The 14,244-nt window shown below is 68.8% G+C and carries 13 protein-coding genes; 6 read left to right on the top strand and 7 right to left on the bottom strand.

Annotation, left to right across the window (positions count from 1 at the left end):
- Positions 1-66: 66 nt before the first annotated feature.
- A complete protein-coding gene (locus SLNSH_RS14415; protein ID WP_106337710.1) occupies positions 67-1,779 on the bottom strand; it encodes a pyrroloquinoline quinone-dependent dehydrogenase in 1,713 nt (570 codons plus the stop codon).
- A gap of 258 nt (positions 1,780-2,037) precedes the next feature.
- On the bottom strand, positions 2,038-2,385 hold the full coding sequence (locus tag SLNSH_RS14410) for a hypothetical protein (protein ID WP_106337709.1): 348 nt from the start codon (positions 2,383-2,385) through the stop codon (positions 2,038-2,040).
- Positions 2,386-2,516: 131 nt separating this feature from the next.
- Here SLNSH_RS14410 and SLNSH_RS14405 point away from each other — a divergent pair, with 131 nt between their 5' ends.
- Positions 2,517-3,593, top strand: coding sequence for an NAD(P)H-dependent flavin oxidoreductase (locus SLNSH_RS14405; RefSeq protein ID WP_106337708.1), 1,077 nt, complete (start codon positions 2,517-2,519; stop codon positions 3,591-3,593).
- A 55-nt stretch (positions 3,594-3,648) separates the two neighbouring features.
- Positions 3,649-4,236 (top strand): NUDIX domain-containing protein, encoded by a 588-nt coding sequence (locus SLNSH_RS14400; protein WP_106337707.1) that lies wholly within the window; start codon positions 3,649-3,651, stop codon positions 4,234-4,236.
- On the opposite strand, the gene SLNSH_RS14395 is transcribed toward SLNSH_RS14400, so the two are convergent.
- Positions 4,237-5,130, bottom strand: coding sequence for a polysaccharide deacetylase family protein (locus tag SLNSH_RS14395; protein WP_106337706.1), 894 nt, complete (start codon positions 5,128-5,130; stop codon positions 4,237-4,239).
- A gap of 107 nt (positions 5,131-5,237) precedes the next feature.
- Between SLNSH_RS14395 and SLNSH_RS14390 the strand changes: the two genes are divergently transcribed.
- Positions 5,238-6,008 carry an NAD kinase gene (locus SLNSH_RS14390; protein ID WP_106337705.1) on the top strand — a complete coding sequence of 257 codons (771 nt, stop codon included), beginning with the start codon at positions 5,238-5,240 and terminating at the stop codon, positions 6,006-6,008.
- A gap of 1 nt (position 6,009) precedes the next feature.
- On the opposite strand, the gene SLNSH_RS14385 is transcribed toward SLNSH_RS14390, so the two are convergent.
- Together SLNSH_RS14385 and SLNSH_RS24905 are read right to left on the bottom strand one after the other, a co-directional pair.
- Positions 6,010-7,530, bottom strand: a complete 1,521-nt coding sequence (locus tag SLNSH_RS14385) for a DUF2336 domain-containing protein (RefSeq protein WP_106337704.1) — start codon at positions 7,528-7,530, stop codon at positions 6,010-6,012.
- Entirely contained in the window at positions 7,527-8,591 is a 1,065-nt protein-coding gene (locus tag SLNSH_RS24905) for a lytic transglycosylase domain-containing protein (protein WP_158266762.1), read from the bottom strand. Before SLNSH_RS24905 ends, SLNSH_RS14385 begins: the two co-directional genes overlap by 4 nt.
- A 110-nt stretch (positions 8,592-8,701) precedes the next feature.
- On the opposite strand from SLNSH_RS24905, the gene SLNSH_RS14375 reads away from it, so the two are divergent.
- Both SLNSH_RS14375 and SLNSH_RS14370 read left to right on the top strand, forming a co-directional pair.
- Positions 8,702-9,199 (top strand): MaoC family dehydratase, encoded by a 498-nt coding sequence (locus SLNSH_RS14375; protein ID WP_106337702.1) that lies wholly within the window; start codon positions 8,702-8,704, stop codon positions 9,197-9,199.
- Positions 9,200-9,202: 3 nt separating this feature from the next.
- The gene (locus SLNSH_RS14370) at positions 9,203-10,078 is read left to right on the top strand and encodes an HpcH/HpaI aldolase/citrate lyase family protein (RefSeq protein WP_106337701.1); all 876 of its coding nucleotides are present in this window, start codon (positions 9,203-9,205) and stop codon (positions 10,076-10,078) included.
- 259 nt (positions 10,079-10,337) lie between these two features.
- Here SLNSH_RS14370 and SLNSH_RS14365 read toward each other — a convergent pair whose 3' ends face one another.
- Both SLNSH_RS14365 and SLNSH_RS14360 read right to left on the bottom strand, forming a co-directional pair.
- Positions 10,338-10,937 (bottom strand): flavin reductase family protein, encoded by a 600-nt coding sequence (locus SLNSH_RS14365; protein WP_106337700.1) that lies wholly within the window; start codon positions 10,935-10,937, stop codon positions 10,338-10,340.
- A gap of 49 nt (positions 10,938-10,986) precedes the next feature.
- Positions 10,987-11,553, bottom strand: a complete 567-nt coding sequence (locus SLNSH_RS14360; protein WP_106337726.1) for a nitroreductase family protein — start codon at positions 11,551-11,553, stop codon at positions 10,987-10,989.
- A 210-nt stretch (positions 11,554-11,763) separates the two neighbouring features.
- Between SLNSH_RS14360 and SLNSH_RS14355 the strand changes: the two genes are divergently transcribed.
- Positions 11,764-14,184 (top strand): YfhO family protein, encoded by a 2,421-nt coding sequence (locus SLNSH_RS14355; RefSeq protein WP_106337699.1) that lies wholly within the window; start codon positions 11,764-11,766, stop codon positions 14,182-14,184.
- Positions 14,185-14,244: the final 60 nt, after the last annotated feature.

The following is a 14,244-nucleotide window of genomic DNA, read 5'->3' as shown; positions in this document are numbered from 1 at the left end:
GAATGAAAACAGACGAAGACGGGGCCGCGAAGGCCCCGTCCTGCGATGTCGAAGCTGGCGCGCCGCTCAATCCGCCGTCGTGAAGGCGATGATGCTGTTGCCCCGCTTGTAGTCGATCTGGGTGTTTCCGCCCGCGCCGACCACCACGTACTGCTTGCCATCCACCGTATAGGAGGATGGCGGAGCGTTCACGCCGGCGCCGGCCTGGAACTTCCAGAGCGTGGCGCCTGTCTCGGCGTCATAGGCCTTGAACATCCCGTTGGCCTCGCCGGTGAACACCAGCCCGCCCGCCGTGGCCAGGATGCCGCCGATCATCGGCTGTGCGGTCTTCACCTGCCAGCGGATCTTGCCGGTGTTGTAGTCCACCGCGGAGACGTTGCCCCACTGCTCCTCGCTGGGAATGACCTTGAACGCGCCGCCGAGCCAGAGCTTGCCCGCCGGGTAGTTCGAGCTCTCGACGTGGTAGGTCATAGGCTGGTGCAGGTTGATCGCGTAGGTCAGCCCGAGGTTCGGGTTGATCGCCATCGGCGACCACTCCACGCCGCCGTTGGCGCCGGGCAGCATGCGGGCGCCTTCCTTGGTCGGCAGCGTCCACATGTTCTCCTGGGGCACCATGGCTTCGGAGAAGCGGACCAGGCTGCAGTCCTTCGCGTCATGCACGTAGACGTGCCCGGTCTTGCCCGCGTGCAGGATGCCCTTGATCGGCTTCCCGTCCTTGTCCGCCACCGTGGTGATGATGGGCGGGCTCACGGAATCCAGGTCCCACACGTCATGGGCGATGTACTGGAAGTGGCAGACATACTGCCCCGTATCCAGGTTCACCGAGACGAGCGAGTCCGTGTAGAGGTTGTCGCCGGGGCGCAGCGAGCCGTCGAGGTCAGGCGAGGGGTTGCCGACCACGAAGTAGATGCGCCGCGTCTCGAGGTCCACGGCCGGGTTCTGCCACACGCCCCCGCCCAGCGTCTTGAAGGGGTCGCCCGTCTTGGCGAGCTGCGCCTTCTCCGCGTCGATGTTGCGGTGCATGTCACGGCCGGTGGCGTCCTTGGTGGCCCACACGCCGACCGAGTTCTCCGGGATCGTGTGGAAGGTCCAGAGGTTCTTGCCGGTCTTGGCGTCAAAGGCCTTTACGAATCCGCGGATGCCGTACTCGCCGCCGTTGGTGCCGATCAGGATCTTGCCGTCCACCGCGGTCGGGGCCATGGTCTCGCTGTAGCCGAGCTCCGGATCGGCGATTTCCTGCTCCCAGACCTGCTTGCCGGTCTTGGCGTCCAGCGCCACGAGCTTCGCGTCGAGCGTGGCCATGAAGACCATGTCGCCATAAACGGCGACGCCGCGGTTGTTGGGGCCGCAGCAATAGACCGTGATCGGCCCCATCTTGTGCTTGTAGTGCCAGAGCTCCTCGCCCGTGCGCGCGTCGAGCGCATAGACGTGGTTGAAGGACGTGGTCACGTACATGACCCCGTTCACCACGATCGGGCTGGTCTCCAGGGATTCCTTCACCTCCGTCTGGAAGATCCAGGCCGGACGCAGCTTGCCCACGTTCGAGACGTTGATCTGGCGGTTCGGATAGTACCGGGTCTGGCTGTAGTTGCCGTTGGTGTGCAGGAAGTTGTTGCCGTCGCCCGCGGCGCGGTTGAGCAGGTCCTGCGTCACGGTGTTCATGTCGCCCCACTTGGAGGCTGCTTTGATTTCCTGGCTATGCGCCGCGCCGGACGCCATGAGGCCGGCCGAAAGCGTAAACGCAAGCGTCGCCAGGGACTGGCGTAACTTCGACACCATCCTGCATCCTCCCTGAATGTCCGGCCATGCCGTATCGCGCCGTTTGCGCTTGGCGCTTCCGGGCATGCTGCGCCCGGGCTTCAGGGGTGTCAACGCTAAGTTGGATCCCGGCTCTCGCGAATACTTTGACTCTGGGATGCCACGTCACATGATGACAAGAATGGCGCCGGCCCGATACTTTGAATAGCGGACATACCGGATGATAGCCCGACACTCGACCCGTTTTTCTGCGCATGGGCCGATCAACGACCGGCCGCTTCACTTGCTGCAGTTGGTCAGATCGCGCTCGTGCACCGCGAAGACCTCGCCTTCCTTCACGGTCACGTTGTGGGCCAGGCAGGTGCGCCCGGAAACGTCCCGGACCTGCACGTCGTAGACGCCCGGCTGCACGTCCGTGACCTGGAGGCGCTCGTCGAAATCCACGGTCCCATCGCGGTCGTTCTCGCACTGGTTCCTGCCCCATTGCGTCGTGCCTGCCGGAGCGAGCCGCACCTGGTTGAGTTCGGCGCCGGTGAGATTCCAGAACCGCGTCCCTTTCCGCCCGGCGGAAAGAGCCGGGCTGATCGCCAGAGCGAGGGCGGCCAAGGCCATCAAGTGCGCGCGCATGCTCCCCCCTTGTCGTTAGCCCGATTGCACCAGCTTCGGGCGGAAGCCGCAATGCTCTTGGACCTCCGACACGTTGCGGCGGCGCCGGCTGAGGTGTTTGCTGGCTCTCCCCGTCACAGCGAGGCTCATCCATGTGGCCCGACCGTCGCCTTCTCGATCTGCTGCGGATTGAGCACCCCATCATCCAGGCGCCCATGGCCGGCCCCAACGGGCCAGACCTCGCCATCGCGGTGTCCGAAGCCGGCGGGCTGGGCTCCCTCCCCTGCGCCATGCTCGGCCCGGACCAGGCCCGCGCGGCGATCGGCGTGATCCGCCAGCGCACGGCGAAGCCGCTGAACGTCAATTTCTTCTGCCACACGCCCCCGCAACCCGATCCGGCGCGGGACGCCGGCTGGCGGGCGGCGCTGCGGCCCTTCTACGAGGAATTCGGACTCGATCCCGACAAGCCGGTCGTGGCCGCCAATCGGGCTCCCTTCGACGAAGCCATGTGCGCCGTCGTCGAGGAGACCCGGCCGGAGGTGGTGAGCTTTCACTTCGGCCTGCCCGGGCCCGACCTCCTCGAACGCGTGAAGCGCGCCGGCGCCGTCGTGCTGAGTTCGGCGACCACCGTCGCGGAGGCCCGCTGGCTCGAAGCCCATGGGGCTGACGCCATCATAGCCCAGGGCGCGGAGGCCGGTGGTCACCGCGGAATGTTCCTGAGCGAGGACGCCGGTGCGCAGGCCGGCCTTTTCGCCTTGCTCCCCCAGGTGGCCGATGCGGTGCGCGTCCCGGTGGCCGCCGCAGGAGGCGTGGCCGACGCCCGCGGGATTGTGGCCTCTCTGGCCCTCGGAGCCTCGGGCGTGCAGATCGGCACCGCCTATCTGGTCACCCCCGAGGCGACGACGCCAGCGCCGCATCGCGCCGCGCTCAGGGCCGCCCGCGACGACGGAACGGCGATCACCAACGTCTACACCGGGCGCCCGGCGCGGGGCATCGTCACCCGGCTGATGCGCGAGGTCGGGCCGATGAGCCCGGCCGCTCCCGCGTTCCCCGGCGCGGCCGGCGCGGTCCAGCCGCTGCGCGCCGCCGCCGAGGCGAAGGGCATCGGCGACTTCTCCCCGCTCTGGGCCGGGCAGGCCGCCGCGCTGGCCCGCGAGATGGGCGCCGGCGAACTCACCCGGAAGCTGGCGGAGGAAGCGCTCGGACGCCTGGCTCGCTCTCGCCCTTGATTCGCCATCCAGTCCCGCCTTGATGGGAGCTGATGACCACAGCCCGGAGAACCTGATGGACGACCAGAGCCAGCGCGGCGCGCCCGCGGTCCTCGACAGCAAGGTCGTCCACGACGGCTGGAGCACCTTCTCGATCGCCCGCGTGCGCTTGCCGAACGGCGCTGTCGTCAATCGGGAGATCGAGGACCACGGCCGGGCCGTCTGTGTGCTGCCCTATGACCCGGCGCGCAAGGTGGCCGTGCTGGTGCGCCAGTTCCGGCCGCCGATCTTCGCCGCCGCGGGAGTGACCTCCCTGGACGAAGCGCCCGCCGGCCTTCTCGACGAGGACGACCCGCGCGATTGCGCCCGCCGCGAGGCCATGGAGGAGTGCGGCGTCAGGCTCGGCGAACTGGAGCCCGTGGTGTCCGCGTGGCCGATGCCGGGCGTCTCCACGGAGCTGATCGATTTCTTCCTGGCTCCCTATGGCGAAGCCGACCGCGTGGGTGACGGCGGCGGGCTCGCAGACGAGCACGAGGACATCGAGGTGCTGGAGGTCCCGCTCGCCGAACTGGCGGCCCGAGCGGCCCGGGGCGAGCTGACGGATCTGAAGACCATGCTGCTCGTCCTGGCCCTTCAGGTGCGCAGGCCGGAGCTTTTCGCCTGATCAGGAACCTGGAACCACGCCGGGCGGCAGCGCCGCCGCATGGCGGGCGATCGCCCCGGCCCCGGTGATCCACACACGACCGTCGGCACGCTGGCGGATGTGCGTCAGAGCGCGCCGCAGATGCCGGGCCCTGTGCGGCCAGCCCACCAGATAGGCGTGCAGCGCGAGGCCCATCACCAGCGGCCGCTCCTGGCTTTCCTCCAGCAATTCGTCGAACGTGTCGACGATCATGTCCGCGAAGGCGTCCCCCTCCTGCTTGCGCCCGACGATCTGCGGAATGTCGTTTAACTCCTGCGGATAGGGCACGGACAGGATGCGCCCGCCGCCGCGGGTGCGGAACCAGATCGGCTGGTCGTCGTGGCACCAGTCCAGCAGATAACGAAATCCCGCCTCCGCCAGCAGGTCGGGCGTCCTCTCGCTTTGCGAGATCCAAGGACCCAGCCAACCTTCCGGGCCCCGACCCTCGTGCCGCGCCATGGTCGCCGCGCATGCCTCGATGAGCGCCCGCTCCTGCGCTTCGGGCAGCACGCCCTGGCGCTCGCTGTTGGTGCGCCCGTGCGCCACCATCTCGTCGCCGCGCCGGCGGAAAGCGTCCACGAGTTGCGGCGCATGGTCGTACATGGCTGTGTTGAGCAGCACTGAGCACGGCAGCTCGAGCTCGTCGAAGATCCGCAGCAGCCGCCAGGCGCCAACCCGGCTTCCGTAGTCGCGCCAAGCGTAGTTCAGAACGTCCGGCTGTGGGCCGCCGGGCGCCAGCTCCGCCCCGAGCCCCTCGCCGAAGGCGAAATGCTCCAGGTTGAGCGCCACGTAGACGGCCAGCCGTCGCCCGTCCGGCCAGGAATAATCAGCCCGCTCCGGCAGGGGATGGTAGTCATAGCGGTCGTGGTGGCGCATCGGGCGGCCCTGTCTGTTGGTCGGATCTGTCGCTCTCCGCGCAGGAAAGCGAAAATCGTGCTAAGCAGCGCGAGCCGGCTCACGAAAGCCGGCGCCGAGACGACGCCGTGCGCCGCTTCAACACCATCGCGATCATCACCGCCGACACCGACGAAGCCCGCGCCGCCGGCGCGGCGCTCGCTTCCCAGTACGGGAACGCCCCACCGGAGGAGGCGGACGTGATCGTCGCGCTCGGCGGCGACGGATTGATGCTCGCCACGCTGCATCAGTTCATGGGCTCCGGGAAGCTGATCTATGGCATGAACCGCGGATCCGTCGGCTTCCTCATGAACGAATTCCGCGAGGATGGGCTCCTTGAGCGCCTGGAGCGCGCCGAGCGCAGTATCGTGCACCCGCTGCTCATGGTCGCGACGGACGCCAGCGGCGTCGCGCACACCGCCCGGGCCATCAATGAGGTGTACCTCTTCCGCCAGTCCTATCAGGCCGCCAAGTTGCGGGTGACCATCGACGGCAAGACGCGCCTGCCCGAACTGGTCGCGGACGGGATCCTGGTCGCCACGCCGGCGGGCTCCACCGCCTACAATCTGTCCGCCAACGGCCCTATCCTGCCGCTGAACGCGCCGCTTCTCGCGCTCACGCCCATCTCAGCTTTTCGCCCTCGCCGCTGGCGAGGCGCGCTCCTGCCCGACCATGCCCGCATTTCGATCGAAGTGCTGGAGCCGTTGAAGCGCCCGGTCAGCGCCGTCGCCGACCATTTCGAACATCGCAACATCCGGCGGGTCGACATCGCCATGGACCGGACCATCGACCTCGTGATGCTCCACGATCCCGGGCACAGCCTCGAGGAACGCATTCTCCTCGAGCAGTTCGGCTACTAGGTCATGCCGCCCGGATGCGCACGGCCTCGCCGTAGGCCTGCTTGATCATCTCTTCGACGCGCTTCATGGCGAGCGCCTCGGCGGAAAACGGCGCCGGCTCGACTGAAGGGTGTTCCGGCTGGCAGGAAGGCGGCGCCTCTTCGGCGACTGGACTCTCGTCCGGGCTGGACGCCTCCAGCCCCACAGCCTCTCCAAGATCGGCGCCAGACGTCTCGTCCACGATTGACCCGCGCAGGCACAGCGCCTCCTCCAAGGCCTCGATCACGCCTGGAACCGGATCGTTCGCCGCGGCAGGCGGACCGGCGTGCAGCGCGACGTCGCCCTGGTCGGCGACCGTGTCCATGTTCGCGGGCGCGGGCAGGGCCAGCGGGACAGCCTCTTCGGCGCGCACATGGTCCAGCAGCATCGCGGCGGCGATCCGCGCTTCTTCCCGGGAGATCTCGGCCTCGAGGCGCCGGAGCAGCGCCATGACCTTGTCGGATGGCGCGGCGGCGCCGCGCTCGCATGCCTGGATGGCCTGGCCCACAATCCGGCGCGCCAGGGCGGCCCCGGTTTCGAAGCCCGATGCCTGGGCCAGCACGATTCGGCACGCCTCGATGGCCGAAGCGAACGCATCCATCAACGGCTCGGGCAACCCGGCCTTGCGATACATCGCCCGCCAGCCGCCCGACCGCGGCTCGGCCATGAGGGCCGCGACCCTGCGCTCCGGCATGGCGGCCAGATCCGCAACGGCCTCGATCGCCAGCCGCATGTCGCCGGACAGCAGCGAGCGCAACAGCAATCCCGCGGTCAGCCGGCCCGTGGAGCGCAGGTGAGAGACCAGGACGGCGACGTCCTCGTCGGAGCAGGAAACGGCGAGCGCCACAGCGACGCGATCTTCCTCTTCCCGCAGCAACTGCTCCCGGCGCAGCGGCGTGAGGCCGTCCCGCTGGTGCAGCAACTCCCGACGCTCCGCGCACAGCAGCGCGTGCCGGAGCGGGACCGAGAGCCCGTGCCGTGTCAGGATGGCGGCGCGCACGCGCTGGCTCGCGCCGAAGCGCTCGATGGACCGTTGCAGCGAGAACTCGGGGAGGTGCGCGCCTGGATTGGACGCCAGGACGGCGACGGCGTCCTCCTCCCCTACCTCAGCCAGCGCGGCGGCCACGGGCGCGGACAGCTCAGCCCGGGAGGCCACCGCAACCTGCGCCACGACATCGCCGGCGGCGGCTTGCTCGATCAGTTCCGCATCGGTGAAAAGCGGCGAGCGGGCCAGGACGAGCGAGGCGATGCAACTCGCGTCGGCGGCGAGCGCCGCCACGATATAGCGGGGCGCCTGATCGGAATCCCCGAGCGCCTCGGCGAGCGCCATGCGCACCAGGGGCGACGGATCGTCCAGCGCCAATGCGAGGGCCGCCTCGGCCTCGACGCGCTCGAACGGCTCCATGTCCGAGTCGAGATAAGCCCGCGCCAGCGCCCCTGTCGCATCCGCCCGGGCTTCGGGCGGCGCCGATTGCGACCACGCAAGATACCGGCGGACGATCATGCCCCGCCCTTCCTCAAATAGGCCATGAGGTCCAACGGCCCGCCACGCTCACGCCGTGTCCGGGCCTGTCCGGAAAACTCGGCCGGCCGTTCCGGAGGCAGGGGAACGGCCGCCGGCTGGGCGGCAGCCGTTGCGGCACTGGGCACGCTGGCCCGCGCGGACGCGGCTGCGTCCGTCGCCGTCGTTCCCGCGAGGGACGCCGTGCGCGGGAAATAGCGCGGCGCATCGGTTGCGCTGCCTTTGGCCGAGGGCAGTCCGGCCCACAGGCGGGCGACGGTGGCGTTCATAGGCGAGCGGTCGCCTTCCGTGCGGAACAGGCCGTGCATGCGCGGCCCGTCGCTGTGCGCGTAGGCGGTCGCCAGCGCTGGCCTTTGCGGACTGACGGCCCAGGTCGCCGGATCTTGCGACAGCGCCGTTTGGCTCGCCGGCGCGGCGGGACCTTTCACCAGCGAGGCGTAAAGCTCGCCCACCGTCTTGGGTTTTCCCGACGCCCGGTCCGTGAATACGGCGCGGTTGGAAGCCGCCTGATCGGGGAACACGTCCGCCGCGACCGCCTGGGGCGTGGACTGCGCCCGCTTCGCCAGTTCGGCCGCCCCGGCCGCGCCCATGAAGTGGGCCGCGTAGAGCTCGCCGGCCGTGGGTTGCCGCCCCAACGCATTGGCCAGCGTGGTCGCGTTCTGGCGTGTGAACTCCCCGGCCATCAGGGCAGCGGTGCGTGGGTCGTTGCGCAGGTCCAGGATCTGCTGCTTGGCGGCGGGATCAGTGACGTCGTAGCGTCCGCCCCGCGTCTCCGAGATCGCCTGTGCTTCGGCGCCAAGTCCATATGAGGCGCCCTTCGCCTTGATCAGCCCCAGCCAGGTCTGCTCGATGAACTGGAAGAGACCGGAGGCCGAGGAATTCTTCGCCTTCGCGTCGGGCGCCAGGGAGGACTCGCGCTGTGCGGTCTGGAGCAGGTAGCCGAAGTCGGTCCCGGTTTGCGCGGATCCCGTGCGGATGGCGTCCACGACAGGACTTTGCGTCCGCGTCTCCGGAGCCGGCGCAGGGGTCGTGAACAGGAACATGGGCACTCCAGAACGGGCGGCGACCACCGCTCGGACTGACACTGTGCGGTTTTATGGTAAACGTTCGGTCAATGGGGCCTCGAAGCCCCACCGCAATTAGGGAGATCGGCATGGCGGACGTCACGTCGCGCGAAGAGCGGCGCCACCCGCGCGGAGGCCTCTATTTCGAGGACTTCCAGGTCGGCGAGGTGATCGCCCATCGGCTCACCCGCACGGTGACGCAGATGGACAACATGCTGTTCTCCAACATGACGCTGAATCCGCAGCCGCTCCACATCGACGCGCATTTCTGCGCCACCGAGACCGAGTGGGGCCAGCCGCTCATGAACTCGCTCTTCACGCTGGGCCTCATGATCGGCATTTCGGTGAACGACACGACGGTCGGCACGACCATCGCCAACCTGGGCATGACCGACGTGCGCTTCCCCGCGCCGCTGTTCGAGGGAGACACCGTGCGCTGCACGACAGAGGTGGCCGACAAGCGGGAATCCCGCTCGCGCCCGGACGCCGGCATCGTCGACTTCATCCACCGCGCCTACAAGCAGGACGGCAAGCTGGTGGCCGAGTGCCGCCGGCAGGCGTTCATGCGCAAGCGCCCCCAGGCCTGACCCATGCGCTCGCTGCTCTTCGTACCGGGCGACAGCCCGCGCAAGCTCGAAAAAAGCCTCTCCAGCGGGGCGGACGCCCTGATCCTCGATCTCGAGGATTCGGTGGCGCTAGACGCCAAGCCCGCCGCCCGGCAGACCACCCTCGCCTTCCTGCGGGACGCCGCAGGACAGTCGTCCCGGCCCAGGCTCTACATCCGCATCAACGCCCTGGACACAGGGCTGGCCGACGCCGACCTCGACGCGGTCATGCCCGGCGCGCCGGACGGCGTCTTCCTGCCCAAGTCGATCTCGGGCGCGGACGTGCAGCATCTCGCCGCCAAGCTCGCCGTGCGCGAGGCCGAGAACGGCCAGCCCGACGGCGCCACACGCATCATCGCCATCGCCACGGAGACGGCGCGCTCGATCTTCAACATGGGGACGTATGCGGGCGCCAGCCACCGGCTCGCCGCACTCACCTGGGGCGCCGAGGACCTGTCGGCCGACCTGGGCGCGGAGACCAACCGCCTCCCAGACGGGAGCTACGCCGACCCGTACCGCCTCGCCCGCACGCTGACGCTCTTCGCCGCGAATGCGGCCGAGGTCGCGCCCATCGACACGGTGTTCACGAATTTCCGCGATGACGCAGGGCTCGAGGCCGAATGCGAGGCCGCCCGCCGCGAGGGCTTCACCGGCAAGATGGCGATCCACCCGGGCCAGGTCGCGATCATCAACCGCGTCTTCACGCCGAGCCCCGAGGCCGTGGACCGCGCCCGCCGCATCGTCGGGCTGTTCGAAGCCAACCCCAGCGCCGGCGTCATCGGCCTCGACGGCGAGATGCTCGACCGCCCCCACCTGCGCCGCGCCCTGCGCACGCTGGAGCGCGCGAAGAGCAATTCTTGAGGTGCGACATNCCTGCGCACGCTGGAGCGCGCGAAGAGCAATTCTTGAGGTGCGACATCTTCCGCCGTCATCCCCGGCGGCGCGCAGCACCGGGAAGGGGATCCAGGGGCAGCGCGCGCCGTCCTGACCGGGTTTGCGCCAGTCACAGGAACGAGCCCGCCCTGCCGGATCGAGCCTCTCAGAACTCCCCTTGGATCCCCTTCCCGGCCCCGCTGCGCAGGCCGCCGGGGATGACGGCTCAGGGAAGGGCTCCTGAAATTCAGCTCGGCCGCACCAGCTGGAACAGCTCATCCACGACCGCGTAATCATGGTACCCGCAACGCGCGATGGTGCGGGCTGCGGTCATGTCGAAGCGGCCGTCCTTGAGGTAGCGCTCGTCGATGTACACGCCCACCACGTGGCCGAGCACGAGGTAGCGCTCCATGCTCTCCCCCGTGGACGTCCGCAGCTGGTGAATGTCGGTGAGGCGGCACTCGAGCGCCGCCGGAACACCCTTCACGCGGGGCGGCTTGACCAGTGTGGACGGCTCCGGCGTGAGTCCGGCGTGCTCGAACTCGCTCTGTCCGCGCGGCAACGACGCCGAGGTGGCGTTCATGGCCTCGCGCATGTCCCAGGTCGCCAGGTTGCAGACGAACTCCTTCGTCTCGCTGATGAACGCCACGGCGTCCTTCAGGCCCTCGGATGAAAAGCCCACGATCGGCGGCCGCGTCGAGAAGGCGTTGAAGAACGAGTACGGAGACAGGTTCACCGCCCCGCTGGCGCTGACGGCGGAGATCCAGCCGATCGGCCGGGGCGCCACGATGGCCTTGAAGGGATCATGCGGCAGGCCGTGGGCGTATGTTTGGGTGTCGTAGAACATGCGGAAGTCGCCTTTAGGCTTTGAAATTTCGCGATTTGGCTCGAGCCGGCTATTCGCCCCAGCGCGTCACGACGTCGGCCAGGGCAGGCCGGGCCCGGTCAGGTTGCGGCTCGCCCCGTCCGATGTGGATGAAGCCCGCGATGGTCTCATCGGTCGCCAGCCCGATCGCCTCGCGGGCCCGGGCGTCATAGGCCATCCATTCGGTCAGCCACGCCGTCTTGAAGCCCATCGCATTGGCCGCGACGGTCAGGTTCATGCACACCGCGCCGGCGGACAGGATCTGCTCCCACTCCGGAATCTTTACGTGCGGGGCGGCCCGGCTGACCACCGCGATCACCAGGGGGGCGCGGGTGAACCGGCCCCGCTCGATCCCCATGCGCTCGTCGTCGGCGTCCGGATTGGCGGCCTTGAACACGGCGGCGATCCGCTCCCCGAGCCGGGCGCGCGCCTCTCCTTCGATCAGCACGAAACGCCATGGCGCCAGCTTGCCATGGTCTGGGACCCGGGTGGCGACCGTGAGCAGCGTCTCAAGCTCCTGAGCGGTAGGGCCCTGGCCCGTCATCAGATGCGGCGGGACGGAACGGCGGGTCTGCAGCAGCGTCAGCGTGTCGGTCATGGCGTCCGTTCGGTTTCGGGCCCCGTGGAGCCTGGGCGTCACATTCATGTCGCGTTCATGCGCCCTGTGACACTGTCCAGCCAACAAAAAAGGTGGGGGCGCGCAGGGCCGGAAAAGCTGGCCTGTTGGACGCGGTCGAGAGCTAGGGCCAGCTCGCGACGTCGTCAAGGCCGCGCACTCGCCAGGTTCGTGCGCACGAGTACCCGTCGAATGATCTCCCAAAGCACCGAGCAGCAGCATCCGCTGTGGACCCGTCGGGCCACCCTGTGGGCCGTGGCCGCCATCGTCGTCTTCTGGGCCGCCGCGGCCCTGATGTGGACCCTGACCGACTCCGTCGTGCCTTGGGATTCCAAGAACCACTTCTACCCGATGTTCCGCTACCTGGGCGCCGCGCTCGCCCAGGGCGAGTGGCCGCTGTGGAACCCCTACCACTTCAGCGGACACCCTTCGGTGGCGGACCCGCAGTCCCTGCTGTTCACCCCCACCATGGCGCTCTTCGCCTGGCTCGCGCCCGAAGCGTCGATGCAACTCTTCGATGGCGTGGTCTTCGCCCACCTGCTCCTGCCGGCTTTCGCCGTGCTCGGCCTGTTCCGTAAGCGCGGATGGCACCCGGTCGGCGCAGTCGCTGCGGCGATGATGATCGTGCTCGGCGGCTCCGCCGCCGCCCGCCTGCAGCACACGGGCATGATCTTCTCCTACTCCTTCTTCCTCCCGGCCCTTCTGGCGCTGGAGATCGCGCTCGAGCGGAAGAGCTGGAAGGCCGCGCTCGCCTTCGGCCTGTTCGCCGGGCTCATGGCGCTTGGCCGCGACCAGGTCGCGTTCCTGTGCTGCATGGTGATCGCCGCCGCGGTCGTCGGCCAGGCGATCTCGGCCGAGAAGCCGCTGCGTTTCGCGCTGAGCCGACTTCCCCTGCTCGGGCTCGCGGCGCTGATTATCGTCGCCATGCTGGCCATCCCCGCGCTGCTCACCATGCAGCTGCTGGCGGATTCGAACCGGCCCGCCATCAGCTACGGCGTCGCCGCCATGAACTCGATGCCGCCGTCGAGCCTGGTGACGATGCTGGCGCCGAACATCTTCGGCACGCTCAACCACACCTACGATTACTGGGGCCCGATGTGGGACACGATCCCGGAGGGCACCTACACCGACCGCGCCGTGAACTACATCTTCGCCGGCACCATCCCGGTCGTGCTGATCCTCTGGCAGGGGGTCGCCAAGGGTCGCCTGTTCACGCGTGAGCTGCGCTTCTTCGCCCTGGTCGGCGTGTTCGCCGTCATTTACGCGCTGGGCCGCTACACGCCCATCTTCGTACGGCTTTTCGACCACGTCCCCGGAATCGCCCTCTATCGCCGGCCGGCGGACGCCACCTTCCTGATCAACGTCTCGCTCGCCTTCTGCGCCGGCTATTGCATCCACCGTTATGTGGTGGATAGCGGCGCGGCCCTGGCCGCTCGCGTGCGCCCCTGGGCGGCCCGCGTGCGGACCGCGGCTGCGGTCGTGATACCGGCCGGGCTCGTCGCCTCCGGCCTCGTGTTCTCCAGCCGGGTCGGCCACCTCACCGAGGCGAGCGTCCAGGTCGCGCTGTTCGCCGCGATCGCCTCCATCGGCCTCGCCCTGGCGATCCAGCAGACCAACCGGGCTGCGCGCGTCACCGCTGCGGCCATCCTGGTCGCCGCCACGGGCGGCGAGCTCGTCTGGCGCAACGCCGCCTCTGCGCTGAACGCCGAGCCCGCCAGCCGCTACGCCGTCTACGACAAGCTCAAGCCCGCCGACTACGCCGGCCTCAACGTGCTCAAGCGCGAGCTCGACGAGCGCCACGCCAAAGGCGAACGCCCGCGCGTCGAGATCCTCGGCCTGACGGGCGCCTGGCAGAACGCCTCCATGGTGCTCGGCATCGAGGACACGGTCGGCTACAACGCCCTGCGCATCGCCGAGTACGAGAAGGCCGTGGGCCCCGGCGAGAACGCCGTCGAGCTGCGCCTGCGCCAGTTCCCGGGCACCTTCCGCGGCTACAAGTGCAACCTGGCGCGCCTGCTGGGCCTCGAGTACCTCGTGCTCGATCGCCCTGCCGACAAGTTGCCCCGCCACTTCCCGCGCCTGAACGGCGCCACCCTGCTCTACTCATCCGACACGATGTGGATCTACCGGCTCGCGCCGGCGGCGCCGCGCGCCTATGTGGCGACCCGCCTCAAGCCGGTGGAGACGGAGGAGGTCCTCTCCGACGAAGAGCTGCCCGAGTTCGACCGCGGCACCGAGGCCCTGATCGACAAGGCCGACGTCGAGCTGCTGGACCGCGACTACACTGCGGATGCGAGCGCGACGGATCAGGCTCAGCCCACGTCGAAGGTCCAGATCCTGTCCTACAAGCGCAACAGCGTGAAGCTGTCGGTGACCACCGACCGCCCCGGCGTCCTGGTGTTGCACGACCTTTACTATCCCGGCTGGGACGTGACGGTGGACGGGGAGGAAAAGACCGTCGTGAAGGCCAACCTGCTGTTCCGCGGGGTCGAGGTCCCGGCGGGCGAACACCAGGTCGAGTTCACATTCCGGCCTCTTTCCACGGACAATCTCCTGACCGCCGCGACGGACCTCGTCACCCACGAGAACGGCTCGGAGACCGTGACCCGCTGAGGCGCTCTCGCAAGCCGCCTCGCCGGCTTGTCTTCGCATCCGCGGCAAGGCACAACGCGA

Origin of the sequence: Alsobacter soli, from assembly GCF_003004785.1 — a bacterium.
Lineage (GTDB): Bacteria > Pseudomonadota > Alphaproteobacteria > Rhizobiales > Beijerinckiaceae > Alsobacter > Alsobacter soli.
The sequence above is the reverse complement of the archived record's forward strand: the minus strand, read 5'-3'. Positions and strand labels throughout refer to the sequence as shown.